Source organism: Desulfovibrio sp. JC022, assembly GCF_010470665.1.
GTDB lineage: Bacteria > Desulfobacterota > Desulfovibrionia > Desulfovibrionales > Desulfovibrionaceae > Maridesulfovibrio.
Window position 1 is genome coordinate 282,806 of the sequence record NZ_VOPZ01000001.1, and the last position, 24,746, is coordinate 307,551.

A 24,746-nucleotide genomic window follows, 5' to 3' on the forward strand; every position below is an offset into this window, starting at 1 on the left:
GTACGTTGTCATAAAAGGCTGGCCGGAAAAGGAGAGTTGTCGTGCATAAAAGTAGTCGTCCAAAAATATTTATTGTCGATGCAATCAAACCGGAGATGGACGTTTTCGCGAAAATCCTGCGCGATGATTATGCTCTGCTGATGGCCATGAGCGGCTCGCATGCTTTTGAACTTGCAGTCAAAGAACACCCCGACCTTATCCTTCTGGATGCGGATATACCGGGAATTGATTGTCGGGATTTGGTCAGGAAACTTAAGCTCACCGAAGTAACCCGCAATATCCCGGTGGTCATGATTTCAGGGGAGACCACTCCTGACGAAGAGATGGGCTGTTTTGAGTCCGGCGTAGTTGATTTTATCTACCGTCCTTTGAGTCCTCCCATGATTATGCGCCGCGTTGCCTCCGCATTGGTTCAGAAAGAGCAGGCCGACAGGCTTGCCGAACTTTCCGACAAACTGGGCAGATACCTTTCCCCTCAGGTGTACGAATCTATTTTTGAAGGCACACAGGATACGCTTATCGGGGCCAAGCGTAAGAAGCTGACCATCTTTTTTTCAGACATTGTCGGCTTTACTTCCACCACAGAGCGTATGGAACCGGAAGACATGACCGCGCTGCTTAACAATTATCTCGACCGTATGTCCTCTATTGCCCTCAAGCATGGCGGGACCATCGATAAATACATCGGTGATGCCGTGCTTATCTTTTTTGGCGATCCGGTCTCCCAAGGGCAAAAAGAGGACGCTGTAGCCTGTTTGAATATGGCTATTGATATGCGCGATGCCTTAAAGGAAATGCAGCAGGAGTGGTTTGAGCTGGGTATTTCCACTCCTTTCAAGGTTCGCATGGGGATTAATACCGGATTTTGCACAGTAGGTAATTTCGGTTCCAAGCAGCTCATGGACTATACCATCATCGGCGGGCAGGTGAATGTTGCCGCCCGGCTGGAACAAAATGCACCGCCGGATCAGATTCTTATTTCACACGAGACCTGGGCATTGGTGAAGGATGATTTCCGGTGTCTGGGGCGGGCTCCTATTTCCGTAAAAGGCATCCAGCATTCCATCCGTACTTATCAGGTTGTCGGTAAGGCTGATGTCATTGAGCAGGAGTTAGCGGGATCACTGGGGGAAATGGCCTGGCCCGCCCAGACTATTTCCATTGACAGCAAAGTTTCCGATGCCCTTATGAGGCTGCGCGACAGTGGTGAATGGGCTTGTCTAGTGGTTCTGGATGGACTTTCACCGGTGGGGATGGTCACTAAAGGACGCATGGATGAGATTGTTCGCGGGGAAACCGACAAAGCGTTGTTTCTGGATCGGCCTGTTTCAGCGGTTATGGATATGGAACTGCTTGTCCTTTCTGCTGAATCCCATTTGGATGAGGTTGCCAAAAGCGCACTTGCCCGTGAAGGAAGTTATACTTTCGATCCCATTGCCGTGACCAGAAATGGGGAATTTATCGGTCTGGTTTCAGTCCGTTGCCTGATGCAGGGAATTTTGAATTCAGGTTCATAAATTTTTCTCTTCTCAGTTTAATTGCGTATGGATAATCAACCAAAAGTATGATGTGCAATTCTGTTATCTGCGGTTGTATTCTAAATACGCACTTTTTGTGTTTTCATAGTATATAAGAATGGCTTCGCTAAACAGGATTCCATTTGCTTAACTCAGAACAAATAGAGGGAGAGAACAATGTACGTACTTGCAATCAACGGCAGCCCGCGTAAGGGCGGAAATACCGAATGTCTGCTTAAAAAGACTCTTGAACCACTGGAAAATGAAGGTTGGGAAACCGAATTGTACCAGCTGGGCGGAAAAAAAATACGTGGCTGCATGGCCTGTATGAAGTGCTGGGAAAATAAAGATAACAAATGTGTCGTTGATAATGACAAGTTTAATGAAGTTTACGAAAAGATGGTCCGTGCTGATGCTATTATCATCGGCTCCCCCACATATTTCACTGATGTAACTGCCGAGATCAAAGCCCTGATCGACCGTTCCGGTTTTGTGGCCCTTGCCAATGACCGTCAGTTCGAGGGCAAAATCGGCGCGGCGGTTGTTGCGGTTCGCCGTGGCGGTGCAACGCATGTATTTGATACCATCAACCATCTTTACCAAATCAACGGTATGATTATTCCCGGTGCTACCTATTGGAACATGGGCTACGGTCTGAACAAGGGAGAAGTGCTTGAAGACGCTGAGGGTATTGCAAATATGGTGAACCTCGGACGCTCAATTGATTGGCTGGGCAAGGCTATTCAGCCCCATCTGGGCTCCTTTCCCAAGGCTGACCCAGCACATGGGGAAGGATAATAAAAGTAGCTTACCCTTTTTGCGAATTGCAGACCGGCTGTTTTTTTCAGTCGGTCTTTTTTTTGGGGGGAGAGAGGTGTATAGATGAGAGTGAGTGATTGCTTAAGAATGCAGTATGCTTAAACTGTTTTGAAGGTGATAAATAAAAAGCATATTTTTATTTCAAATTAAGCAACATTTAATATAGTATGAAATTTCTAAAAAAGTATGGGTTAGCTTTTTTGGCTTTTTAAGCTGGTTTCTATTTACTACTTTTGGGGGACTATATGAAGTTGTCGGCAAAATTGATGCTCGGTTTTGGTTCTGTACTTGGTTTGCTGCTTGTATTGGCGGTGATTTCTTTTTGGGCACTTGAAAATTCCAGTGAAGGCTTTACTCAATACCGGGGGCTGGCAAGGGATACAAATCTAAGTGGGCGGCTACAGGCCAACATGCTTATGGTGCGCATGAATGTTAAGGATTTCATAATTACCGGCAGCGATCAGGATCTTAAGCAGTATGATGATTATTTTGCTAAAATGCGTAGTTTTATGGACGAAGCTATTAGCGAGATTCAGAAACCTGAACGTGCCAGCTTAATTGCAAAGGCTGACGCAGAGGTCAGGGAATATGGTGAGTATTTTGATAAAGTTAAGAAATTTAGGGTCGAGCGGAATAATTATGTAAATGGTGTCCTTAATGCAAACGGCCCGCTGATGGAGCAGAAGTTGACCCGCATTTTGGAAACCGCAGAGCGGGACAACGATATGGATGCGGCAGTTTTAAGCGGGCATGCCATGCGCAACCTGCTATTGGCCAGACTTTATGTTATAAAATTTCTGGATGACAACGCGCAGGCTTCTGTGGATAGAGTTCACAGTGAGATGGAAGATTTTAATAAGCTTCTTGAAGATCTGGACCGCAGTCTGCAAAATCCTGAAAGACGTCGCTTGCTTGCGGAAATTATTGACCTGAAAGGTAAGTACGTGACTGCCTTCAGCGGTCTGACCAAGGTTATTTTTACCCGCAATGATGTAATCGCAAATCATCTTGATAAGATCGGACCTTCAATCGCTAGGAATGTTGAAGACGTGAAACTTTCTGTCATGGCAGATCAGGATGTGCTTGGACCTAAGCTTCAGGCTGCTAATGATCAGGCTATTATGATGGCGGTAATGATCAGCGTAATTGCCCTTGTCGTGGGTGTTCTTACTGCCGGATTCATCATCAGGACCGTGAACAGGCAGCTTGGTAGCGATCCGGCTGAAATTGCCGAAGTGGCCCAGCGTATTGCCGGTGGTGATCTGGATCTTAAATTCGTTGAGCCTGCCATAGGTGTTTATGGAAATATGCGTAATATGGCTGCGCAGCTTACTCAGGTGGTCTCGGATGTACGTGCCGGAGCCGGTAATGTTGCTTCCGGAAGTACTGAACTTTCAGCTTCTGCTGAAGGTCTTTCTCAAGGGGCTACTGAACAGGCTGCTTCCATTGAGGAGGTTTCCGCCTCTATTGAGGAGATGGCCAGTAATATCAAACAGAATACCCTCAATGCCCAGACTACTGAGGACATAGCCCTTAAATCTGCGTCAGATGCTCAAGAGAGTGGTAGTGCTGTTTCAGAAGCGGTGACAGCAATGAAGAATATTGCCGAAAAGATATCCATCATTGAAGAAATCGCCCGCCAGACTAACCTTCTGGCCCTTAACGCCGCTATTGAGGCCGCCCGCGCCGGTGAACACGGTAAAGGATTTGCCGTTGTTGCAGCTGAAGTACGCAAACTGGCTGAGCGAAGCGGTAATGCCGCCGGAGAAATCAGCGAGCTTTCCACTTCCACGGTTTCGGTGGCGGAAAAGGCCGGGGATATGCTTGATAATCTGGTTCCCAATATCCAGAAAACCGCAGAGCTGGTACAGGAGATTTCTTCCGCCAGCACTGAGCAGAATTCCGGTGCGGAACAGATCAGCAAGGCCATTACCCAGCTCGATTCAGTGATTCAGCAGAATGCTTCCGCTTCCGAGGAAATGGCCTCCACCAGTGAAGAACTGTCCTCTCAGAGTGCATTGCTGGAAAATACCATGTCATTCTTCAAGGTCAGCGGTTACGGAAGCTCAGCGTATTCACAGCCCAAAGCATTGCCTGTCAGTAATGTTCGGTCCACTCCTGTCGCAGCAGTCCCTGCTGCTCCGGCCAGGCCTGCTCCCAGGCCTGTAAAATCCGAATCTTCAGATATGGGTGGTCTCAGTCTGGATATGGAAGCTGATGACAGTGACTTTGAAAAGTTCTAAAGTTTGATTTCAGATAATCTAAAAAAGGTCTTCGGAATTGTTTTCGGAGACCTTTTTAATTGCTTAATATTTTGATCTTTTCCAATACATCGGAAAGAGTAGCTTCAAAATCAGCACTATTGATATCGCGGGCTTCAAGGGCGGAATATTTCATATCCAGCCGGGCCAGATTGCCGATTTGTATGGCTGCTGCCTTCTTGCTCGTGGCTCCGACACTTCCGGTGCGTTTAAGGTGCCTTACCCGCAAATGACCCTGATAGACAGGAGCTTTTTTTTGCAGGCAGAGTCTTAAATCTCGGTCAAGGTCATCGAACTGGGAGGGGGAGAAGCGGATATCGAATCCGCCTGTTTTTTCAAGGTCGGCAATACGCATGATGTGGCAGCATCCTGTTACAGATCCACAGGGTCGCATATAATCAAATTGTCCATAATCCATGGTCTGGAGCTGGATGTCTGTGGTGCGTAGTCTGGGACCGTCCTGACTGCTTTCATTTTTGATGTGCAGGTCTATGCTTTGCAACTTGCGCGGATTTGGCGCGTCCACAACCTTGCAGCCCCAGACCCCGGCATGAGGATATCTTTTGATAGCCGCCCCCAGTTTGAGCAGCCAGTCCTGCGGAGGCAGGGCGTCATCATCAAGAAAGGCGGCAAAGTCCGCTTCTGCAATTTTAGGATGAAACAGCAGCCAGTTGCGGGCCGCTGGTGCACCTATATTCACATGCAGGTCGAACCTTACCATGGGCAGGTCTGCGCGCCCTTTTGCAACAGCTTCCCATTTATCGATGACTGACGAAGTTCCGTCACTGCTGCCATTATCCAGCACAGCCAGAAATGCGTTTTCGTACTTGGTTTCGAATACTGCCTCGAGGGTGGCGTCCAGTTCATCTGCTTTGTTGTAGCTGTAAATAAGAATAGCCACTTTTCCCGGAGGAAAGCTATTTTGCAGATCGGTTTCGCTTATCAGGTCGAAAGTGCGCAGCAGGGTGTTTATCCGCCAAGGGCGTGCTTCGGCATCCTGCCGGTAGAGCCTGATGGCTTCGTCGCGATACCCTCTGCGCAGCATGCACTCTCCCAGACGGGGCAGGGCTTCGGGAAATGAACCGGAGTTGTAAGACTTTTCATAATATGCTGCCGCCTGTTCGTATTCTCCTTGTCCGAAATGCAGATTGGCGGAAAGGAAATCGTGCAGCGGTTCCATGGCACTGAAGTCAATATTTTCCATCAATTGCAGGGCCGCTTTAAGGAAAGGTTCTTCGTCTGTGGCTTCGTAAAGCTCTTTAGAAAGTTTCAGCAGGTTAAGGGAATCAGGAGCCTCGCCCAGCAATTGGGTCAGCAGTTCAGCAGCCGGCTCAAAACGTTCCCGGCTGATCAGGCTGTGAAGCCTTTTTTCCTGCGCGCTGAAATCGTCTTTGCGGGATTCTTCAATAATGCGGGCCAGCATTTTGCCCATGGGCGAACTCGGTCCGGCCTGTCCCATTAGATTTTGCTGTAGTTCTGCACTTTGCAGGTTCAGGGGATCATGGCACCATGCGGAGAGCAGGGTTTCAAAGGCCAGCTTGATGTATAAATCACGGTTGGCAGGATCGTTTTTGCTCAGCTCAATACATTTATAGCCGATGCCTGTTAAATGAGTGCGTCCCACGCCCCCGACAATAAATTTTTCCGCAAGTTCACGGGGAAGCCTGTTCCAGAATGTGTCCATGATACTGCCCTTGATGGAATTGTTAATAACTTCTAGAGTGTTCCTTTACTAGTTAATCCTCATGCATTGCAAGGAGTTTGCTGTGGCGGACAGACGTTTGGCGGTGGTTATCCTGCATTATGGAGATCCGGCCCTGACTTCAAGGGTTAAAGAACAGCTTGAGCTTTCCGATCCCAAATTGGCGGAACATCTTTTTGTTCTTGATAATCATGCCCCGGAGCCTTTTCCCGGTGCGTGGCGCAGGCTTGATGATAATTTATATTGGGCCGGGGCACTGGATTATTGTCTGAAGGAATTTGAGAGCCGCGGCTATACCCACCTTTGGTTTCTGAACAATGATATCTGGTTCGGTTCCAAACCTCCGCATATTCTCAAGGCGTGGAAACGGTTGGAACAACTGGATGCTAAAATCGGTCCCATCGGGGTTTATTCTCCGGCAACCCATCGTAGTCCCTATCACCCTCAGATGATTGAAAAGCCGGGGATGCAGTATTCACTTGTTTCTTACATTGACGGCATTTCCCCGCTCTTTTCCATGGAATGTTTAAAGCAAATCGGCGGATTGGATTTTGAGGGCAATATTTACGGCTACGGGGTGGATGTCTGGAATTCTCTGGCCTTGCACAGGGCCGGATTTTCGGTGGTGGTGGATCATCAGGTAACAATCCGCCATATCTACCACAGCACAGCCAAAAAGGTGGAAGGGTTTCTTGCCACAGCAGCCGAGGCCCAGCACAAATACATGGCTGCTCGTCTCGGTGATGAATATGAAGCTGTGCTCAAACAGGAGCTTGAAGCCTGCCGCGATTTTCGTACCTTCTAGTTTTGTCTATAATTGTGAGTGTTTTTCATTCGTGTTATTGATAGGTTTGGTGATTTGAATTACCCGCAACTATCAGATGGAGATGAAGTAACCATGATTTTAGTACATTACCCCAGTTGAACCTCCTCCCGTAAAGCCAAGGCTTGGCTTGAGGAAAAGGGAGTGGAATTCACCATCCGTCATATTGTCAAAGAGACCCCGACTAAAGATGAATTTCTTGCATGGCAGAAGATAGCCGCAGTGGATAAAAAGAAGTTCGTGAATACCAACGGCAAGAAATACAAGGAAATGGGGCTGAAAGAGACCATAGATTCCATGTCTGATGGGGATCTGTTCGAACTCATTTCCGGTGACGGAATGCTGGTTAAGAGGCCTCTCCTTGTTGCTGATGATTTTGTACTTATCGGCTTCAAGCTTAAGGAATGGGAAGAACGGTTTTAATTTATTTGATTTTGTATTGAGTTTAGTGGGGCTGCCGAATTATGGCAGCCCTTTTTTTATCCAGCGAACCAGAAAACTCCTAAAATTGAAACACAGCTCAAGACTGTTGCCGCCAGCAGCAGGGCCGAAGCCAGCGAAGCGTTTCCGCCGTAGCGGCGCAGGAAAACAACTCCCAGAACAGCAGGGGGCATTGCTCCTAAAAGGACCAGTACATCCTTCCAAAGCTTTTCAAATCCCATGATATCTGAAACCGATGAAAGCATAAGCGGTTTCAGAAAAAGTTTGATGGCAATGACAACACCTAAAGTTATTACGCATTGTCGCAGGTTTGGAATTTTGAACATCAATCCTACTGCGATAATTGCCAGTGGAGTAAGGGCCTGACTTAGTATTGCGCAGACTTCAAAGAAGGGCTTAATGAATGCATTCTCTCCATCAGGCAGCCCCAGCGGTTGCCAGATAAGGCCCAATATCAGGGCAAAAAAGACCGGGGATTTAAAAAATCTCAGTGATGATTTCAGGTTGTCCCGTACTGTCACCCCGGAGCTTCCGAAATATGCAGCCAACATGGGGCCGAGGATGAAAATGGGGTAGCCCACCCCCACTTCTGAGATAAGTACTGCTTCGGTCATGGCTTGGGGAGTGTCGGGGTATAGCTGCATGATGATGGCATAGCCTAAAAAAGTGGATGAACCGAAGGCTGAGCAGAACACAACCGCTCCGGTTTCCCCTTTGGTGAGACGCAATGCGGTCCCCACAGCCCATGCTAAAGCGATACAAAAAAGTTCTGCCCCGAGCATTACGAATGCCGGTTGCAGATGTTTTATTTCAATGTTGTTTCCTGCAAGATTTACAAAGACAACTGCCGGAAGACACAGTTCCGTAACTATTCGGGCAAGAGTGAGCGAATGTTCTTCTTTGAGGATTTCGCGGTGGCGCATGTAAAGGGCTAAAATGTAGACTATAACAAGGCTTAAGATTGCTTGCGTGAGGCTGGTGAATAGGTTCATGAGTGTCCTTGGTAAGTGGTTGCTCAAGGTTGATTTCCGGGACTGTAATTTAATTGTGTGTCTTTATAAAGGGAATATGTAGAGTTGAAGCGATGCATCAGAGATAGTCAGTAATTCGTTGCATTCTTGTAACTTTGCCTAAGTGACATTCTCTTCTCAGCATGTCATAATCTCCGTAAATAAATACCTTTAAATTAAGAGGATGACTGTCATGAGTATCGTGAAAAATATAGCTGTAGTTGCCCACGATAACTGCAAGAAAGAGTTGCTTGATTTTGTGGATTGCAACCATAATATCCTTGCACGGCATAATCTTGTGGCCACTGGAACCACCGGTGGTCTGGTTGAGGAAATGATCAGGGAAAGGTCGGCTCAGAAGAAAGATGACGGTTATGATTTCAAGCCGGTTGAGAGAATGAAGTCCGGCCCGCTGGGCGGTGATCAGCAGCTTGGGGCCATGATTTCAGAAGGTAAGATTGACGTGCTGATCTTCTTTTGGGATCCCATGCAGCCGCAGCCCCACGATGTTGATGTTAAGGCTTTGCTTCGTCTGGCTGTGCTTTACAATATCCCCACTGCCAGTAACCGTTCCACAGCTGAATTTTTGATTTCATCACCCTTTTTTGAAGGTGAATTTCAGCGTAAAGAAACTGATTTCAGCGATTACACCCAGCGTAAAATCTAGCGGTTGTGCGTCGTTCTCATTTGATTTATGACCAGCTGAATTTAATGAGATCAAGCGTGAGGTGTTTATGAGTATGAGTGATGTGAAGAAGGTTACCTTCAAAAAATATGATATCCGTTACTATGTAGTCGGCAAAGTGGCCTATGTCTGTCCAGCTGATTTGGTGCCCATTATGGCTCTTGATTCCAAGGATATTGATATCGAGGGGGATGAGGCTTTGGACAAGGTTGAAGCCGGGCGTAAAATTTTTCCTTACTTTGAGTTTTTCGATTGGTTCTCGGAGCAATTTGATCAATATGATTATTCAGATGATGTGATTCTGCTCGATCCCATGCCGTGGTAAACTAAATATGTGTTTTTCTTGAAAGCTGTCCTGTTTGGGACAGCTTTTTTTTTGTTTTAATATTGCTTTGAAGGTGTAAAAAGTTTCTAATAGGAAGGTGAAATTATGTAAAAATTGGATGTCCTTATGAAAAAAAATATTGTTTTTGCTTTTTTAGTTTTGTTTGTTGTGTTTGCTAGTATGGCCCATGCCAAAGTTACAGTCTTTACTTACCGTACTCCCGAAAGTAATTCAGATAAACGGTATGATTATGATAATGCCGTATTGAAGCTTGCTTTGGAAAAAACAAAAGATACTTGGGGCGATTATGAACTTGTTCCAAGTCCGGTAATGAACTTTTCCAGAAGTATATCCGCTTTGCAGGAAGGGAAGTTGGAAAATCCTATGTTCAAACTTTCCGTTTCTGAGGAGCACTGCAAACAATTTAAGTATGCGGCTTTCCCGGTCGATCTTGGCATTGTGGGCTACAGGATGTTCTTTGTTTCTGAAAGATTGAATGCTGAACTGAGTTTGGTGGACTCTATTAGTAAGCTTAAGGAATTCAGCATAGGACAGGGCTTTGGCTGGCTTGATAGTAAGATTTTGAAAGCAGCCGGTTTTAAAGTGGTCGTTGTCGCACAGTATAAAAGTCTTTTTCCGATGGTTGCTAAAGGAAGGTTTGATCTTTTTTCACGCGGTGTAAATGAAGTGGAAGAAGAGTATAAGGCAAATCAAAGTTTGAATGGTCTGCGTCTGAATAAAAAAGTAGGATTTTATTATCCTCTACCGCGTTTCTTTTTTACGAATAAAAGGGGCAAATTGGCAGCGCGCAGAGTCTATGAAGGGTTGGTGCTGGCATATAATGATGGTTCGCTCCTGCGTTTATGGGAGGAAAAATATGAATCTAGTCTTAAATTCAGTGATTTTAGAAATGTTAATTTTTATAAGATAAAGAACCCCTTCATTAAAGGGGTAGATGATGAATATAAGAAGTTTTTCCTTAAAATAAAGACAACTCCAGTTGATTGAATGGTTATGGGCTGCCCCTTAATACTACTTTGTGTTTTTGTTTTTATAGATATCAGCTTTTTTGATAAAAATACTTCCTACTGATAGTGAGGGGTGATACAAAGGAGCTTAAGATCAAATGGAGGAATTTAATATGAGTAATGCACAAGCAGGCTGCTCAATACCTGTCGGGCAAAAAGCCGAAGAAGCGCAGCCGGAAATTGAAAGTGTAACCTCCGAAACCACCAAAGGAGCAGGAATCATGATTAAAGCTGGGCAGAAAGCTCCTGATTTCACCGCAGGTGCTTATCAGGATGGCGGATTTAAAGAAGTTAAACTTTCTGATTATCTGGGCCAGTGGGTAGTGCTTTGTTTTTATCCCGGTGATTTTACCTTTGTCTGAGCTACCGAAATTTCGGCGGTCGCCGAAAAACATTCCGAGTTTGAAGCTCTTGGCGTTCAGGTTCTCTCCATGAGTACCGACAGCATGTTTGTCCATAAAATGTGGGAAGAGGATGAGCTTTCCAAGATGATCACTGCAGGCAGGGTTCCTTTTCCCATGCTTTCCGATGGTGGCGGTAAAGTGGGGCAGATGTACGGCGTGTACGATGAGGATGGCGGTGTGGATGTCCGCGGTCGTTTTCTCATTGATCCTGACGGTGTTATCGTCGGTTACGAAGTGCTGACCCCGCCTGTAGGGCGTAATGTTTCTGAAACCCTGCGTCAGATTCAGGCATATCAGCACGTGAGAAAGACCGGTGCTGCCGAGGTTTGCCCCTCCGGCTGGAAACCCGGTAAGAAAGTCCTGAAGCCCGGCCCGGATCTCGTGGGTAAGGTTTGGGAAGAATGGAAAGTGGATATGGCCTGTGATTAATTCCATGACCTGATTTTGTTTTAAATTATCCCGGTTGGCGTAAAGCTGACCGGGATTTTTTAGTCCTGTATATGGAAAAAAGTGCAAGAATGTAATTATATCAGCGCTGTCAGCTTTTAAAATCGTTGTGAATTTATTACATAATACAGTAATAGTTAATCAGCTGACATGAATAGGAGTTGCCGTGCGTATCAGTTTCAACAGGATGGAGTGGGCCGGAGCCGTAGGTGACCTTGGGGCCTTGTTACCATTGGCCTTTGCCATGATCATGGTCAACGGGCTTTCTGCTACCGGACTTTTTCTTTCAGTGGGGTTGTTCTATCTTATCGGTGGGATGTATTACCGTGTACCCATTGCTGTGCAGCCCATGAAGGTTGTTTCGGCCTATGCCATTGCCCAGTCGCTCAGTCCCATGGTTATAACAGGGGCCGGGTACATAATCGCCGTGCTTATGTTTTTTCTCGGTGCCAGCGGACTGGTTAAGCGGGCCGCTCAGCTTATCCCCCTACCTGTTATCCGCGGGGTACAGGTTTCCACCGGGATGCTGCTGCTTTTAAAAGGTATCTATCTAGCCGCCGGGACCAGTACTCTACAGGCTGCGCAGGGTAAGGTTGAACCTTTTCTTGATTTTCAGTCCTTGGGGCCGATTCCGCTCAGTGCGTTGTTCGGAGTTGTTTTCGGGTTAGTCACTTTAAAATTGATCAACAGCAAGCGGATGCCTGCCGGACTGGTTGTCGTAGGTTGCGGCGCGGTTCTTGGCGGCTTGCTTGGAGCATGGCAGGGACTTGCTGATCTTAGTTTTGGATTCCATCTGCCGCAGTTTATGCCTTTCGGTTTTCCTACTGCTGATGATTTTTCTTTTGCCTTGCTTGCTTTGGTGCTGCCTCAGATTCCCATGACTCTGGGGAATGCGGTCATTGCCAATCGTGATTTGAGCCATGAATATTTTGGCAGCGAAAGCCGCAGGGTGACGAATCGGGCTTTGTGCATCAGTATGGGTATTGCGAATGGTTTTGCCGCGCTGGTAGGCGGAATGCCGCTCTGCCACGGTGCAGGGGGACTTGCCGCCCATTACCGTTTCGGGGCCCGGACCTGCGGTTCCAATCTGATTATCGGAGTTTTGTTTGTTCTGCTGGCAATCGGTTTCGGAGCGCAGTCAGTTAAGGTTTTACAGCTTATCCCCATGGGTGTGCTTGGTGTGTTGCTGGTTTTTGCCGGGGTACAGCTGGTGCTGGCCATGCGCGATATGACTACTAGAACTGCTCAGGCTGTGATTGTTGTCATGCTCGTTATTACATTACTCTCAAATCTCGCATGGGCTTTCGGGGCCGGAATTTTGCTAAGTGTTATTTTTTCAAGAATTAAGGTGTCACAATAGCTGTGAATGGTTTACACTTGGTCATCTCGCAATCCTCAAGGATGACAATACTGCTAAAACGGAGGTTCTTATGGGTAAATTAGTTAAGGAAGAAGGCGAAAAGGGCCGCCTGCATATAGAAACCAAGCTGCTGGGTGAATCTCTCGTGGGCAAGGACTGCCTGCGCGATACCGAGGCTGATAAGTATTTTCACATGCAGCCGGATGTCAATGTGCTCAAGATCGGCGGTCAGTCCATTATGGACCGTGGGGCCAATGCCTTGCTGCCTATTCTGGATGAATTGGTCAAAGCCAAGGAAGAGCACAAAATCCTGCTCATGACCGGGGGGGGAACCCGCGCCCGTCACGTCTATAACATCGGCGTTGATCTGGGCATGCCTACCGGTGTTCTTTCAAAACTGGGGGATAAGGTTTCCTGGCAGAACGCGGAAATGCTTTCCGTTCTGCTGGCTAAACGTGGCGGTGTTAAGATCGGTCATGGCGACCATCTGGAACAGCTGAACATGTATTGCCAGCTCGGTTACCTGCCTATCACCACCGGGATTCCTCCTTACGGTTTTTTTGAGCATCCGGCTGAAGTCGGCTCCATTCCTCCTCATCGTACTGACTCAGGGGCGTTTCTGCTGGCTGAAAATATCGGTGCCAAGTCTGTTATTTACCTGAAGGATGAAAAGGGGCTTTACGAGGATGATCCCAAAAAGGCCAAGGACCGTGAAACCCTCAAATTTTACGATCGTATTCACGTTGAAGAATTGATTGAAATGGATCTTGATGATCTGATTGTCGAGCGGGCCGTGCTGACCTTTCTCAAGAATGCCAAGACCCTCAAGCAGTTCCAGATTATCGATGTGCTGCGTGATCCTGAATCCGTACATGCCGCATTGCGCGGGGAACATGTGGGAACCATTGTTTATAAAGATTAAATTTTGATACGCTTCGCGTTTTGATAGGTGATTTCGTCTCCGACGGTCAAAGGGACTAAGCCCCTTTGGAATCCCTATTAGCTTTAAATCTGTATAACTTAAAAACGGGGAACAGTTTTATTACTGCTCCCCGTTTTTTTAGCCTCTCTTGCCTTCGCTTCCCTTGCCGTCACGTTCTAGATAAACGATTTCAGCTCCGGTGTGCTTGGCAATTTCCTTAAGCTCACACTTGCGGATGCGCTTAACTTTCATGGTCAGACCTTCACCCTGTACGCCGACTACGCGGTAACGGGGTCTCTTGTCGCCATCTGTGGCCTTAACTCTTTCCCTTACGAAAATTTTCATAAAGCCTCCTCTGCGGTTTGTTGTGTCTTTACGGATATTCGTCTATACTAGATATATATCCTCTAAGAACATATAGTCAAGAAGAACAGGTGTGAAATGTCGAAAAAAGCAGGCGGCGGTAAGCCACAAAGGTATATTCAACCATCATTATTGATGGCATTAAAATCAGGGTCTTCGTACGGATATGAATTAATTCAGACAATTAGCGGGTACGGCTTTCTGCGTGGAGAGGCTCCTCCGGGCATGATCTACCGCCATCTGCGCCAGATGGATGAGGAAGGTCTGGTGGAATCAAAGTGGGATGCTGAGGGCGACGGCCCGGCAAAGCGGGTTTATTCCGTCACCCCGGAAGGTCTGGAAATTCTGGAAGCGTGGATAATCCACATGGAACGCCAACGTGACGCGCTGGAGAATTTTATTACCCGTTACCGGGCAGGGCTGTAGGGCCGGGTAGGTCTGTAAAATCTATTATCGTATCTAATTCATATCTGTGAATTTGCCGGACTCGACAGTCGCTCTGTTCTGTGATCCCGGCTGCATGTTGCCTTTTTTGCGCTTGCCGTGTGCGGGTTCCCAGATACCGTAATCTATGCGTTTGACCTGCAAGACCGGGCGTCCGCCCCAAAGCGATGGCCTGATCCATGCGGCATTGCATATTTCATCTCCGGGCAGGGGGACCAGCGGATCGCGGTCTGTGGAAATTACGTCGATTCCGGCTTTATGCAGATCTTGAACATGCAGGTTGCTGCCGAGATCGCGCAACCGTCCGTATTCAATAAAGCGTCCGCACCAGCCGTAAACAGTCAGTCCCACGGCGGCGGTGGCCCCGATAATGCCGTCATTGGTTCCGCCCAGCCCGTAGAGTTCAATCTTGCGGGCTGCGTGCATGGCGTCTTGCTGGGTCTTCCGGCGTCCGGTGACGGTTTTGGAGAATTCCAGAATTTCACTGTTTACTTCGTCCTCGCGGGCAAGGCACAGTCCCGGATCACTACCGGGGGCGCAGTATTTATGCAGGTGTTCAGTGGCCTGTGTGCGCAGGTAGTCAAGGTTGCTGTCCGGGGAAATCTCAATGATGGCGCAGGCTGAGCTGTTGTTGGAGGTATACGGAATATTTTGCAGTCTTGGAAGCTGGTGACGAACAACGCCGATCACATGGCAATCGCTGTCCAGCCCGTAAACGAATTCACGGACCAATCGTCCGGTTCCCATGGTGGCGTTTTTATCATCAGTATCATCAAAGCCCATATAGATGCGCATTCAGTTTCTCCTTTTGAATAGAAGTCACCCATCCCATCCATCATCGTGCAAGTCAACCAAGCCTGCTCTGCTGTTGAAACGGCACAAAATTTATCTATTCTGGCTTTTCCGTTATAAATGGGGCAAGCTTTCAGCTGTGTATATTGAAAGTCGTCTAGTTTAAACAGCAGGTTCGATGATGAGTGGATTCAAGAAAATCGTGCGCGGCAATGCATCAAGATTTTACCAGCATATTTCCAGGGGCTGGAAAAGAAAACGGTTTATCCAGTTTCTTGATCTGGTCAAACCGGAACCGGGCAAGGTCGTCCTTGATCTTGGCGGGGGAAGCGGATCTTTTTTTTATGATAATTTTGATTTGGTGCAGAAGTATGGTTTGCGGGTAGTTATCGCGGACATTTCTTCCCAAGACCTGCTAAAGGCTGAGAGTAGGGGCTTTGAAACATACCAACTGCGTGAGAATAGTTTTGAGCATATTGTTGATGACCGGTTTGATACAATTTTTTGTAATAGCGTGATTGAACATGTGACTTTACCTAAGTCTGAAATTTGGGATTATACGGCTGACGATTTTTATGAAAAGGCTTTTGAAGTGCAGAAGGATTTTGCGGCTGACATAGAGCGGGTGGCGAAAAAGTATTTTGTGCAGACCCCGTGCATTGATTTCCCGTTGGAGTCCCATTCATGGCTGCCGACTTTCTACTCCTACCCGAAATCAAGAGCATTGCATGTGGCCCGGTTGGAGATGATTTTAAAATACTGGATCAAGCGCACGTCTCCGGATTTTAATTTGCTTGATGAAGTACAGATGCGCACTCTTTTCCCCTGTGCGGACGGGGTGTTTTGTAATCGGGTGCTGGGTTTTTCCAAAGAGTTGATTGCTTATCGAGGGTAGTAAATCTTAGTTAAGGTTGGTCAAAAAACGATCTATTGTTTTTTTCATTTCCCCGGATTCAACCATTTTCTTCAGGACCGTGTTAAGTTCCGGGACACGCTCGGCCAGTGGGGATTTTTTAGATACTGCAAAGTAAACGGCAAGCGGTTTACTGTATACGTAGTCAGCTTTTTTCACTTTATCCTGATATCCGAGCTTGTGAATCAGGTAATCCCCAACTGTTTCTGTAAGGATAAACGTATCTATGCGGCCTGCTTCGAGTTTTTGGAAATTATTGGACGCATCCTTCCCCATGTCTTTTTTTAATTCTGCATCATGGTCAAATTTTGGGAAAAATTTTGTTCCAAGAGTTACTCCTATTCTGTACCTATATAAGTCCTCATAGCAGGTTATTTTTGTTGTACTCCCTTTCAGGATGTAAAAAGCTTTGGAGCTTTCAGTCTTGTAGGGCGGTTCAAGAAATTCCATGTATTCTTTGCGTTCATTGTGGTTGAGTAGGCCGCTCATCAAATCAGCCGTCCCTTTCTTCATCATCCATTGCGCTCTCTTCCATGGGCGGACAACGTATGTTGCTTTTAAATTTATTTTTTGCAGTAGGGCATCAGTCAATTCAATGTTGATTCCGCTGATTTGTCTGTTGTTTATGATTCGCCACGGTGGATAATGATTAAGCGGAACGATTACTTCCTGTGCAAAGCATGAAGTTCCTGTGCTGAAGAGTATGACCAGTAGAATTGTGAGTATTTGCTTCATTGGGATTTAGTACTTAATTTAAATAAAAAAAGAAAGCAGGACCTCGTAAACTCAAGGTCCTGCCTGATATATACATCATTCAAAACTTCCGCCAAGGGCCAGATGCAGGTTGATCCTGTTATCCAGGCGTTCGCGCCGGACGTTCAGCAGGGACATTTCAGAACCTATCCAGCGGGTCTGGTGGCTGAGCAGTTCAAAAAGGTCGATCTTTCCAACCTTGTATTGAATCTGGGCCAGCTCGAAGGTCTTTTTGTTGTCCGCGGCAGCTTGGGCAAGGTATGCTTCGCGCTCCTTGAGAAGCTTTTCCCCGGCCAGCCCGTTTTCCACTTCCTTAAAAGCATTTAGGGCTGCGGATGCGTAATTGGCAATGGCCTCTTTTTGTACTGCCGTGGCTTGTTCTACCTCAGCCTCGATTTCACCGCCGGTGTAGAGTGGAGCAAAAAGTCCAGCAGTCAGTCCTGCAATGGCGTCACCCAGAGCATTGATTCCGCCGCCGCCGCCAAAAGTAAAGCGGGGCAGATGCAGCAGTTCTGCTCCTTTTTGCGCATAAAAGGCAGCAGCAACGCGGTCTTCAGCAGCAATTATGTCCGGTCTTCTTTCAAGGATGGAAGAAGGCTGGCCCACAGGAATAGGTGGGGGTGTTGCCGCAAGTTTATCCGCTCCTTTGAGCTTGTTCGAAGGATAACGTCCGATAAGGGTTTCAAGGCTGCGTGCGGCTTCTTCTCTGGCCTGTTCTGCTTTGGTTGCCGTGTCCTTTGCAGAGGCTAGCTGGGCATGGACCTGATGCACTTCCATCATGGAAACCTTGCCCACTTTTTGTTTCCGGCTTTCAATGGTGTTCATTTTTTCCAGAATATCAACAATGGATTTCAGGAAATCCTGTTGCACTTCGATTTCATTAAGTAGGAACCAGTTGCGGGCTGTGGCGGCGGCAAGTGATTGGCGTCCGAATTCATAATCCGCTTGCACTGCCTTGGCAGATTCTTCGGCGGATCGTTCGCCAAGTCCAAGCCTGCCCCAGACATCAGCTTCCCATGAAATACCAAGCCCTGCTCCTTGTGGTCTAGCTGTGCCTCCCGCGGTAGTCCCGGCCAGCTGACCGCCCAGTCCGACAGTAGGCAACAGGGCCGCCCCAGCCTGCTTGGCAAGGGCATTGGCCTGATCAACTTTAGCAGCAGAAGCTTGCAGGTTAGGATTGTTTTTCATGGCTTCGGCTACCAGCATATCGAGCTGTGCATCTTTGAAATCGTGGATCCAACCGTCTTTGACTGTGCCGCTGTCCATAACAGATCCAGCCCATTTGTCCGGGCCGGCTGTCTTGGTGCTGTCAGTTCCGGTAGTCGCTTCTGAGTGTGAGTAATTTCTTTTGCAGCCGCAGAGTGCCAACAGGGCCACTATGCTCAACAGTAATATTTTTAAGTTGGTGCGCATAATTTTCTCCAGCTTAAATAGCTTCAAAGCAGATGATGTTCCGCCAGCTGACCATGCGCAGCAAAACCTGCCTGATCAGGGCCAGTGGCTCCATGCTTTCACTATAAACACTTACCGCAGCGGCACTACCCAAGGGTAGATTATACTGGGACATGTCATCAGTTATGTGGATAAAAACCGGAACCCGGCCTTCGGGAATGTGAGTGGAAACACTCAGGAGGTCTCCGGAAGGCTGGAGTTGTCCTTCGGCCAATGCTTCCTGAATTTTAGTTACTTTACCTTTGAAAGCCCGTCCCGGAATGGCCGGAAAGATTATCTCTGCATTGAAGTCGGGTTTAATGTTCTGGAGCGGGTTCTGTTTAAAGGCCGCCACCAGCATGGGGTCTTCAGCATGGACAAAGGTCATTACCGGGCGCAGGGGCAGGGGGACTGCCATCATGCCGGGCCGCAGTCTGAGCATAGTAACCCAGCCATCCGTGGGTGCAACCACCACTGTGCTATTCAGGTTGAAGATTGCTTTTTCAAGCTCGGATTGCAATTGGTTCACTTCTTCCTGATATTGCTCAACATCATATCTGCTACCGGCGGAGTGCCTTGCAAGCTCTTGAGATTCTTTGAGTCTTTGGCTGGCAAATTTCAGCTGGGCTTTAACTTCACCCACTCTTGCTTTATACGGTGTCGGGTCTATGGCAAAAAGTTTGTCTCCTGCTTTGAGCGGAGTATTGGGCTTTACGTATACTTCAATAGTTTTGCCGCGAACCTGCGGCACAATGGGCGTGGTCTGGAAATAGATACGCGCATTGGGGGTGTAGGGATGATAGAAGGCCATACATAGAAATATACCGCCTACTACAAAAATACCGCCCACTACGGCAGTGGTCACAGTCCATTTTGTTACGGGTATTTTAAGCACTTTGAAGGCAACAAAAACAATAGCCGCGTAGGTTAATTCAATAAGTATATCCACGGCTATACCTCACTTGCTTCCGGCTTTACTTCCGATTCAGCGACTTCTTTTGTAGAGGGTGATTCAACCTCATGTTCTACAAAGGCTTCGTCACTTTCCATGTCCGGTTTATGGATCATGGCCCAGATCCAGAGGAAAGGCCAAATTGCATGAAGCATAAACAGGCTGACCCAGCCGGCAGCATGGATGGCGTCCTGATGTGGGTGGTTACGCTTTTTTGCTATGCCATAGGGGATATCGTGGATGTATATGATACCATACACCAGAACCAGAAATACAAAGATCAGCATTCCGGCACCGACATAGTCCAATATCCGGGAATCTGTCTGAATCATAAGCGTCTCCTTCCGAAAGAATATGCATGTAAGTAATTAACTGCTCTACCTGAAAATGAGCTTTGAATTTTAGTAGCATATTTATGTGTGCAGGCCTATCAAAAACTCCCCCTTTCATAGGGTAATTGCTGATAAACCTCTCCTATTTGCACTGTCGGACGCTCTGATGTAAATGGATATTCAATAAAACAAGCAAGGAGTCTTTTTATGGATAATATTGTTGCTGAATCTCTTACTGCCATGCCCGTTGAGCGCAAAGACGGAACTTACGCCCTGCGTATTCCTCTGAATCAGGGGCAGATGAACCCCGGTATGCTGAAAACCGTCATGGAAACCATGACCAAATTTAATCTGACTTCCCTGCGCGTGACCACCGGGCAGCGTCTGAATCTGGAAGGAATTCCCAAGGACAAACTGGAAGAGGTTGTTGCCAGCCTCGGGACCAAGATCGATAAAGTTCCACCGACCGTAGGTGTCTGTACCGGCGTGGGTGTCTGTAAATACGGCATGCAGGACAGCCGCGGTATGGGTAAAAAACTGCTCGAAGTCATCAAACAGAACGGTCCTTATCCCTTCAAAATCAAAAGCGGTGTATCCGGCTGTAAGATTGCTTGCGGCTTCAGCCACGTGCGTGACATCGGTTTAGTTGGAACCCCCAAAGGTTGGGACGTTCTTTTCGGCGGCGGTGCAGCAAGAAACGTCCGTGCCGGAGTAAAGATCGGCACCAAACTGAGCGGTGATGAAGCCCTCGCACTGATCGAAAAGGCCCTTGATTTCTACAAAGAAAATGGCCGCAAACGTGAACGCATCAGCGGTCTGGTAGATCGTCTCGGTGAAGAAGCTTTGCTTGAAGCTGTTAAATAAGTAAATTTAGTCTGATTATGAAAAAGGCGGATTCCCTTGGGGAGTCCGCCTTTTTTTATTGATATTTTACCCGTCCCGCTTATCCAGATACTCCACGGCCCAACCATTTACGCTCTCGAAGATGGGGATCAGCTTCAGCCCCATTTCGGTGAGTGAATATTCCACTGCCGGGGGCACTTCCTGATATACTTTTCGGCTGACTATGCCATGTTTTTCTAAGGCTCGCAGTTGCTGGGTCAGCATTTTCTGGGTCACTTTGGGCATCAGCCTGCGCATTTCCCCGAATCTTTTGGGTTCTCCGTCCGCCAGGTGCCAGATGATCAGCGGCACCCATTTGCCGGACAAGATTTCAAAGGCCACTTCCAGTTCATATGTAAAGCTGCTGCAACTCACTTTGTGCGTTCTATCTTCAGGCATGATTTTCTCCATTTCTTGCGGCGAAATTTGGCCGTCATCAAAAAAAATAAAAAATATTTAAATTAATATCGCGCTGATTTTTGCGTTTTCAGAAAATTGCTTTCAATTAAGCAGAGTCTTCAACTTACCAGATTTTATGTTTTTTGTGTAGTTCTCAAATGATTCTAACAGGTAGTTACCAAATGGGAACTACTAACCAGTTGTAAACTACGATACTGAAAGGTGCGTACTTTACATAAGAAAATTTTTTGTGTTTATAGCTTCTCAACCGATGCAGAGAAACGTTTCTGGTTTGTGCATGTAGTTTTGTTTGGCTGGTATTAAAAATTTAAAAAGTAAAAAATAATCAGTTTTGATTTATTTTAAAATAAAAGCCTCTTCATGAAAGTAGAGTTGCTTTAAAAGTTAATGGAGAAAATTAAAATGGCAAGATTTACCATCCCCCGTGAAGTATACTTTGGTGCAGGCAGCATTGAAGAGCTCAAGAATATTAAAGGAAACAAAGCTGTAATCGTTATCAGCGGCGGTTCTGTAAAAAGAAACGGTGCCCTTGATAAGATTGAAGGCTTCCTGAAGGAAGCTGGTATCGAAACCACCCTGTTCGAAGGTGTTGAGGCTGACCCTTCAGTTGCTACCGTTCGCCGTGGTGTAAAACTCATGAACGATTTCCAGCCTGACTGGATCATCGGTGTGGGCGGCGGTTCCCCTATCGATGCTGCTAAAGCAATGTGGATTTTCTACGAGAACCCCGAGTTCACCTTTGAAGAAGCTGCAAAGCCCTTCAACCTGCCTGAACTGCGCAAGAAAGCACGTTTCGCGGCTGTTCCCACCACCAGTGGTACCGGAACCGAGGTAACTGCGTTCTCCATCATTACCGACAATGATACTGAACTCAAGTTCCCCATTGCCGACTTCAACATCACCCCCGATCTGGCGATTGTTGACAGCGATCTGGCTCAGTCCATGCCCGCGTCCCTCGTGGCCCACACCGGTATGGATGCTTTGACCCATGCTCTGGAAGCTTACGTTTCCATCATGTCCAACGAACTGACCGATTGCCTTGCCATGAAATCCATGGAGATGATTCAGGACGAATTGGTTGCATCTTACAAAGGTGTTGAGGAAGCACGCGACAAAATGCACATTTCCCAGTGCCTTGCAGGTATGTCCTTCTCCAACGCAATTCTCGGAATTGTTCACAGTATGGCCCACAAGACCGGGCATCTTTTCGGTGTTCCCCACGGTTGCGCAAATGCCATTTATCTCCCGGCTGCTATCCGTTTCAATGCTGAAAAAGCAGGTGAAAAATACGCGGACGCCGCAAAGAGACTCGGTCTTGCCGGAGCTACCACTGAAGAACTGGTAGATTCCCTGATTAACTTTGTGAAGGAACTCAACGTGGCGATGCAGATTCCTGCAACCCTCAAAGAGTTCGGTGTTAACGAAGACGACTTCCTTGCCAATCTCGATAAGATTTCTGAAGGCGCATGCGCAGATCCCTGCACCAGCACCAACCCACGTGAGATTTCCGTTGAGCAGATGAAAGAACTGTTCAAGGAATCCTTTTACGGTAAATAAGACCATAGGCTGCGGATTGTTGAAGCAGCTGAATAATCATGCTGACGGAAAGTGCTTCGGTTCTTTACCGTCAGTCAAAGGGCTGGACCTAACGGTCCGGCCCTGTTATTACCCGTCTTCCACGCACTACTTTCCAATCCTCTCATTAAAATAGGCCCGGCATTCAAGGGCCAAACCACACATCATTCATATGGGAAAACACATCATTGAAGAGGCGACCCGTTGCCTGCAATGCAAGAAACCGCTTTGCAGCAAAGGCTGTCCCCTTGGAACACCTATCAATAAAATGATCGAACTTCTGCTGGACGGAAAAATGCAGGAGGCCGGGGCCATGCTTTTTGAGAACAACCCGCTTTCCGTGGTCTGTTCGCTCATCTGTCCTCATGAAAATTTCTGTGAAGGGCATTGCATTCTGGGGCGTAAAAGTTCCCCGGTGCAGTGCAGTGACATTGAGAACTACATCTCCCGCTACTATCTGGCCCAGTTTCAGCCGCAGAAGAAAAAGGAGCGCAAAGAGCGCATCGCCGTTGTCGGTTCCGGTCCGGCCGGGATCACTGTGGCTTTTATCTTAGCCCTTAAAGGGTATGAGGTGACCATCTTTGAATCTGAGGATAAGATCGGCGGGGTCCTGCAATATGGTATACCGGAATTCCGTCTGCCCAAGGATATCCTTGAAAAGCTGCGTGAAGTGCTCATTCAACTGGGCGTGAAAATTCGTCCCAATATGCTCATCGGCCCGGTTATAAGTCTCGATGATCTGTTGCGTGACGGCTACAAAGCGATCTTCATTGGCACCGGGGTCTGGAATCCGCGTCCGCTGAGGCTAAAAGGGGAAACCCTCGGGCATGTCCATTACGCGATTAACTACTTGAAAAATCCTGATGTCTACCAGCTCGGGAAGAAAGTGGCGGTCATCGGAGCCGGGAACGTGGCTATGGATGTGGCCCGCACCGCCCTGCGCAAAGGTGCGGAGGAAGTGACCGTGCTCTACCGCCGTGGTCAGGAAGATATGTCCGCCACCAAATATGAGCAGGATTACGCTAAGCTGGACGGGGTTTGCTTCAAATTTTATCATTCCCCGCTGGAGTTGACTGAAGAAGGAGTCATTTGCGTACGCACGGAAAAACAAACCGGGGAAGATGGCAAGACTAAGCTGGTCACTGTGGAAGGGTCGGAAAAATTGGAAGAGGCTGATTCCATCTTCATCGCAGTAAGTCAGGCACCGCGCAATAACCTTACCGGAATAGAAATCGGCAAGACCGGGCTGGTCATCACCGATGAGGAAGGCCGCACTACCCGCGATGGCATCTTCGCTTCCGGAGACGTAGTCACCGGAGCCAGAACCGTGGCCGAAGCCGTGCGCTGTTCCAAGAATTCCGCGCAGGCTATTATGGATTATGTGGAAGGGTTGTAAACTTTTATTTACATAGTTGTTTTGCTTTCAAAACTCCCTTGCCTTATGGACAGGGGAGTTTTTGTTTTTTCTTAGCAGAAAAGACTGCTCACAATATTGGCTTGCCCAGTAGTTCCATGTATATGTGTTCCTTATTAATAAATTCTGTTGTACTAAAAAAGATGGGAATAATGACTGATACTTCGAAGCTTAATAAGTTGGTGGATATCTGGAAGGGGCGTTTGCTTGATGCCCAGATGGGGCATTACATCCAAAGCGAAAAGATGGGTTGCAGGGCAAATTGGATTGGCGGGGCAATTATTGTTTTTACAGTAGGAATTACTGCATTTTCATTGTTTGAAGTTCCTGACAAGTATGATGAGCTTGGCAGATGGGGGCTGGCCGGAGCAAGTGGTTTGGTTACAATACTTTCGGCCATACAGACTTTTTATAAGCCCGGTGAGAAAGCCGAAGTTCACAGGGCACAGGCCGCCCGCTATGGTGCTATGAAGCGTAAGCTTGAGATGGCCCATGGCGAAGATGTTGACGGGCTTTGGGACTTACGCACAACCATACGCAATGTAGAAAAGGAATGGGAGGGCGTTGCCCTTGATTCTCCGCTGACCAAATTTGCTGTTATCAAAGAGGTTGAAAGCAAGAAAAAAATTCTGGCGGAAATAAAAGAAAAGGGAATTGATCGCAAAGCTGAAAAGGCATTGAAAAAGCTTTGCACAGATACGAATGAATTGCCTCTGTAATATCTAGGTGTT

The 24,746-nt window shown here is 47.3% G+C and carries 25 protein-coding genes and 1 pseudogene; 17 read left to right on the forward strand and 9 right to left on the reverse strand.

What is annotated here, in order from left to right:
• The first annotated feature begins 41 nt into the window (after positions 1-41).
• The 3 genes from FMS18_RS01175 to FMS18_RS01185 all read left to right on the forward strand — a co-directional run bounded on the left by FMS18_RS01175 (position 42) and on the right by FMS18_RS01185 (position 4,579).
• The gene (locus tag FMS18_RS01175) at positions 42-1,517 is read left to right on the forward strand and encodes an adenylate/guanylate cyclase domain-containing protein (RefSeq protein WP_203544478.1); all 1,476 of its coding nucleotides are present in this window, start codon (positions 42-44) and stop codon (positions 1,515-1,517) included.
• Between the two features lie 177 nt (positions 1,518-1,694).
• Positions 1,695-2,315 (forward strand): flavodoxin family protein, encoded by a 621-nt coding sequence (locus tag FMS18_RS01180; RefSeq protein ID WP_163291906.1) that lies wholly within the window; start codon positions 1,695-1,697, stop codon positions 2,313-2,315.
• Positions 2,316-2,581: 266 nt separating this feature from the next.
• Complete coding sequence (locus FMS18_RS01185; protein WP_163291907.1) at positions 2,582-4,579, forward strand: methyl-accepting chemotaxis protein; 1,998 nt, start codon at positions 2,582-2,584, stop codon at positions 4,577-4,579.
• A gap of 55 nt (positions 4,580-4,634) precedes the next feature.
• Here the strand turns inward: FMS18_RS01185 and FMS18_RS01190 are convergent, their stop codons facing one another.
• On the reverse strand, positions 4,635-6,281 hold the full coding sequence (locus FMS18_RS01190) for a glycosyltransferase (protein ID WP_163291908.1): 1,647 nt from the start codon (positions 6,279-6,281) through the stop codon (positions 4,635-4,637).
• Between the two features lie 82 nt (positions 6,282-6,363).
• Here FMS18_RS01190 and FMS18_RS01195 point away from each other — a divergent pair, with 82 nt between their 5' ends.
• On the forward strand, positions 6,364-7,104 hold the full coding sequence (locus FMS18_RS01195; RefSeq protein ID WP_163291909.1) for a hypothetical protein: 741 nt from the start codon (positions 6,364-6,366) through the stop codon (positions 7,102-7,104).
• Positions 7,105-7,236: 132 nt separating this feature from the next.
• A pseudogene (locus FMS18_RS01200) lies at positions 7,237-7,545 on the forward strand (Spx/MgsR family RNA polymerase-binding regulatory protein); the annotation flags it as partial.
• A 56-nt stretch (positions 7,546-7,601) separates the two neighbouring features.
• On the opposite strand, the gene FMS18_RS01205 reads toward FMS18_RS01200, so the two are convergent.
• Positions 7,602-8,582 (reverse strand): AEC family transporter, encoded by a 981-nt coding sequence (locus tag FMS18_RS01205; protein ID WP_203544480.1) that lies wholly within the window; start codon positions 8,580-8,582, stop codon positions 7,602-7,604.
• A gap of 184 nt (positions 8,583-8,766) precedes the next feature.
• Here FMS18_RS01205 and FMS18_RS01210 point away from each other — a divergent pair, with 184 nt between their 5' ends.
• From FMS18_RS01210 to FMS18_RS01240, 6 genes are all read left to right on the forward strand, one after another.
• Positions 8,767-9,240: a methylglyoxal synthase gene (locus tag FMS18_RS01210; protein ID WP_163291911.1), complete on the forward strand. Its 474-nt coding sequence runs from the start codon at positions 8,767-8,769 to the stop codon at positions 9,238-9,240.
• 67 nt (positions 9,241-9,307) lie between these two features.
• On the forward strand, positions 9,308-9,583 hold the full coding sequence (locus tag FMS18_RS01215; protein ID WP_163291912.1) for a hypothetical protein: 276 nt from the start codon (positions 9,308-9,310) through the stop codon (positions 9,581-9,583).
• 126 nt (positions 9,584-9,709) lie between these two features.
• Positions 9,710-10,591: a hypothetical protein gene (locus FMS18_RS01220; protein ID WP_163291913.1), complete on the forward strand. Its 882-nt coding sequence runs from the start codon at positions 9,710-9,712 to the stop codon at positions 10,589-10,591.
• Between the two features lie 133 nt (positions 10,592-10,724).
• Positions 10,725-11,444, forward strand: coding sequence for a thioredoxin-dependent peroxiredoxin (gene prxU / locus FMS18_RS20615; protein ID WP_239060915.1), 720 nt, complete (start codon positions 10,725-10,727; stop codon positions 11,442-11,444).
• Positions 11,445-11,628: 184 nt separating this feature from the next.
• Positions 11,629-12,822 (forward strand): putative sulfate/molybdate transporter, encoded by a 1,194-nt coding sequence (locus FMS18_RS01235; protein WP_163291915.1) that lies wholly within the window; start codon positions 11,629-11,631, stop codon positions 12,820-12,822.
• A gap of 70 nt (positions 12,823-12,892) precedes the next feature.
• Positions 12,893-13,744, forward strand: a complete 852-nt coding sequence (locus FMS18_RS01240; RefSeq protein ID WP_163291916.1) for a uridine kinase — start codon at positions 12,893-12,895, stop codon at positions 13,742-13,744.
• Positions 13,745-13,882: 138 nt separating this feature from the next.
• Here FMS18_RS01240 and FMS18_RS01245 read toward each other — a convergent pair whose 3' ends face one another.
• The gene (locus FMS18_RS01245) at positions 13,883-14,089 is read right to left on the reverse strand and encodes a hypothetical protein (RefSeq protein WP_163291917.1); all 207 of its coding nucleotides are present in this window, start codon (positions 14,087-14,089) and stop codon (positions 13,883-13,885) included.
• Positions 14,090-14,185: 96 nt separating this feature from the next.
• On the opposite strand from FMS18_RS01245, the gene FMS18_RS01250 reads away from it, so the two are divergent.
• Positions 14,186-14,533 carry a helix-turn-helix transcriptional regulator gene (locus FMS18_RS01250; protein WP_163291918.1) on the forward strand — a complete coding sequence of 116 codons (348 nt, stop codon included), beginning with the start codon at positions 14,186-14,188 and terminating at the stop codon, positions 14,531-14,533.
• Positions 14,534-14,566: 33 nt separating this feature from the next.
• On the opposite strand, the gene FMS18_RS01255 is transcribed toward FMS18_RS01250, so the two are convergent.
• Complete coding sequence (locus FMS18_RS01255; RefSeq protein WP_163291919.1) at positions 14,567-15,346, reverse strand: hypothetical protein; 780 nt, start codon at positions 15,344-15,346, stop codon at positions 14,567-14,569.
• Between the two features lie 175 nt (positions 15,347-15,521).
• Here FMS18_RS01255 and FMS18_RS01260 point away from each other — a divergent pair, with 175 nt between their 5' ends.
• Positions 15,522-16,238, forward strand: a complete 717-nt coding sequence (locus tag FMS18_RS01260; protein ID WP_163291920.1) for a bifunctional 2-polyprenyl-6-hydroxyphenol methylase/3-demethylubiquinol 3-O-methyltransferase UbiG — start codon at positions 15,522-15,524, stop codon at positions 16,236-16,238.
• A gap of 6 nt (positions 16,239-16,244) precedes the next feature.
• On the opposite strand, the gene FMS18_RS01265 is transcribed toward FMS18_RS01260, so the two are convergent.
• The 4 genes from FMS18_RS01265 to FMS18_RS01280 all read right to left on the reverse strand — a co-directional run bounded on the left by FMS18_RS01265 (position 16,245) and on the right by FMS18_RS01280 (position 19,724).
• Entirely contained in the window at positions 16,245-16,991 is a 747-nt protein-coding gene (locus tag FMS18_RS01265) for an ABC transporter substrate-binding protein (protein WP_163291921.1), read from the reverse strand.
• 75 nt (positions 16,992-17,066) lie between these two features.
• The gene (locus FMS18_RS01270; protein WP_163291922.1) at positions 17,067-18,422 is read right to left on the reverse strand and encodes a TolC family protein; all 1,356 of its coding nucleotides are present in this window, start codon (positions 18,420-18,422) and stop codon (positions 17,067-17,069) included.
• 13 nt (positions 18,423-18,435) lie between these two features.
• Positions 18,436-19,389, reverse strand: a complete 954-nt coding sequence (locus FMS18_RS01275; RefSeq protein ID WP_163291923.1) for an efflux RND transporter periplasmic adaptor subunit — start codon at positions 19,387-19,389, stop codon at positions 18,436-18,438.
• A 2-nt stretch (positions 19,390-19,391) separates the two neighbouring features.
• Positions 19,392-19,724 carry a DUF3302 domain-containing protein gene (locus tag FMS18_RS01280; RefSeq protein WP_163291924.1) on the reverse strand — a complete coding sequence of 111 codons (333 nt, stop codon included), beginning with the start codon at positions 19,722-19,724 and terminating at the stop codon, positions 19,392-19,394.
• 207 nt (positions 19,725-19,931) lie between these two features.
• On the opposite strand from FMS18_RS01280, the gene FMS18_RS01285 reads away from it, so the two are divergent.
• A complete protein-coding gene (locus tag FMS18_RS01285; protein ID WP_163291925.1) occupies positions 19,932-20,588 on the forward strand; it encodes a nitrite reductase in 657 nt (218 codons plus the stop codon).
• Positions 20,589-20,654: 66 nt separating this feature from the next.
• Here the strand turns inward: FMS18_RS01285 and FMS18_RS01290 are convergent, their stop codons facing one another.
• Positions 20,655-21,005, reverse strand: a complete 351-nt coding sequence (locus FMS18_RS01290; RefSeq protein ID WP_163291926.1) for a helix-turn-helix domain-containing protein — start codon at positions 21,003-21,005, stop codon at positions 20,655-20,657.
• 423 nt (positions 21,006-21,428) lie between these two features.
• On the opposite strand from FMS18_RS01290, the gene FMS18_RS01295 reads away from it, so the two are divergent.
• The 3 genes from FMS18_RS01295 to FMS18_RS01305 all read left to right on the forward strand — a co-directional run bounded on the left by FMS18_RS01295 (position 21,429) and on the right by FMS18_RS01305 (position 24,734).
• On the forward strand, positions 21,429-22,583 hold the full coding sequence (locus FMS18_RS01295; protein WP_163291927.1) for an iron-containing alcohol dehydrogenase: 1,155 nt from the start codon (positions 21,429-21,431) through the stop codon (positions 22,581-22,583).
• Between the two features lie 190 nt (positions 22,584-22,773).
• Positions 22,774-23,997, forward strand: a complete 1,224-nt coding sequence (locus FMS18_RS01300) for an NAD(P)-dependent oxidoreductase (RefSeq protein WP_163291928.1) — start codon at positions 22,774-22,776, stop codon at positions 23,995-23,997.
• Positions 23,998-24,167: 170 nt separating this feature from the next.
• Positions 24,168-24,734 carry an SLATT domain-containing protein gene (locus FMS18_RS01305; protein ID WP_163291929.1) on the forward strand — a complete coding sequence of 189 codons (567 nt, stop codon included), beginning with the start codon at positions 24,168-24,170 and terminating at the stop codon, positions 24,732-24,734.
• The last annotated feature ends 12 nt before the right edge of the window (positions 24,735-24,746 follow it).

Bases quoted from the DNA above. Each gene is read 5' to 3' on its own strand.
- FMS18_RS01250 (WP_163291918.1), top strand. From the start codon at position 14,186: ATGTCGAAAAAAGCAGGCGGCGGTAAGCCACAAAGGTATATTCAACCA.
- FMS18_RS01210 (WP_163291911.1), top strand. From the start codon at position 8,767: ATGAGTATCGTGAAAAATATAGCTGTAGTTGCCCACGATAACTGCAAG.
- FMS18_RS01220 (WP_163291913.1), top strand. From the start codon at position 9,710: ATGAAAAAAAATATTGTTTTTGCTTTTTTAGTTTTGTTTGTTGTGTTT.
- FMS18_RS01240 (WP_163291916.1), top strand. From the start codon at position 12,893: ATGGGTAAATTAGTTAAGGAAGAAGGCGAAAAGGGCCGCCTGCATATA.
- FMS18_RS01265 (WP_163291921.1), bottom strand. From the start codon at position 16,991: ATGAAGCAAATACTCACAATTCTACTGGTCATACTCTTCAGCACAGGA.
- FMS18_RS01295 (WP_163291927.1), top strand. From the start codon at position 21,429: ATGGCAAGATTTACCATCCCCCGTGAAGTATACTTTGGTGCAGGCAGC.
- FMS18_RS01190 (WP_163291908.1), bottom strand. From the start codon at position 6,281: ATGGACACATTCTGGAACAGGCTTCCCCGTGAACTTGCGGAAAAATTT.
- FMS18_RS01270 (WP_163291922.1), bottom strand. From the start codon at position 18,422: ATGCGCACCAACTTAAAAATATTACTGTTGAGCATAGTGGCCCTGTTG.
- FMS18_RS01215 (WP_163291912.1), top strand. From the start codon at position 9,308: ATGAGTATGAGTGATGTGAAGAAGGTTACCTTCAAAAAATATGATATC.
- FMS18_RS01305 (WP_163291929.1), top strand. From the start codon at position 24,168: ATGACTGATACTTCGAAGCTTAATAAGTTGGTGGATATCTGGAAGGGG.
- FMS18_RS01185 (WP_163291907.1), top strand. From the start codon at position 2,582: ATGAAGTTGTCGGCAAAATTGATGCTCGGTTTTGGTTCTGTACTTGGT.
- FMS18_RS01260 (WP_163291920.1), top strand. From the start codon at position 15,522: ATGATGAGTGGATTCAAGAAAATCGTGCGCGGCAATGCATCAAGATTT.
- FMS18_RS01285 (WP_163291925.1), top strand. From the start codon at position 19,932: ATGGATAATATTGTTGCTGAATCTCTTACTGCCATGCCCGTTGAGCGC.
- FMS18_RS01280 (WP_163291924.1), bottom strand. From the start codon at position 19,724: ATGATTCAGACAGATTCCCGGATATTGGACTATGTCGGTGCCGGAATG.
- FMS18_RS01300 (WP_163291928.1), top strand. From the start codon at position 22,774: ATGGGAAAACACATCATTGAAGAGGCGACCCGTTGCCTGCAATGCAAG.
- FMS18_RS01180 (WP_163291906.1), top strand. From the start codon at position 1,695: ATGTACGTACTTGCAATCAACGGCAGCCCGCGTAAGGGCGGAAATACC.
- FMS18_RS01245 (WP_163291917.1), bottom strand. From the start codon at position 14,089: ATGAAAATTTTCGTAAGGGAAAGAGTTAAGGCCACAGATGGCGACAAG.
- FMS18_RS01290 (WP_163291926.1), bottom strand. From the start codon at position 21,005: ATGCCTGAAGATAGAACGCACAAAGTGAGTTGCAGCAGCTTTACATAT.
- FMS18_RS01255 (WP_163291919.1), bottom strand. From the start codon at position 15,346: ATGCGCATCTATATGGGCTTTGATGATACTGATGATAAAAACGCCACC.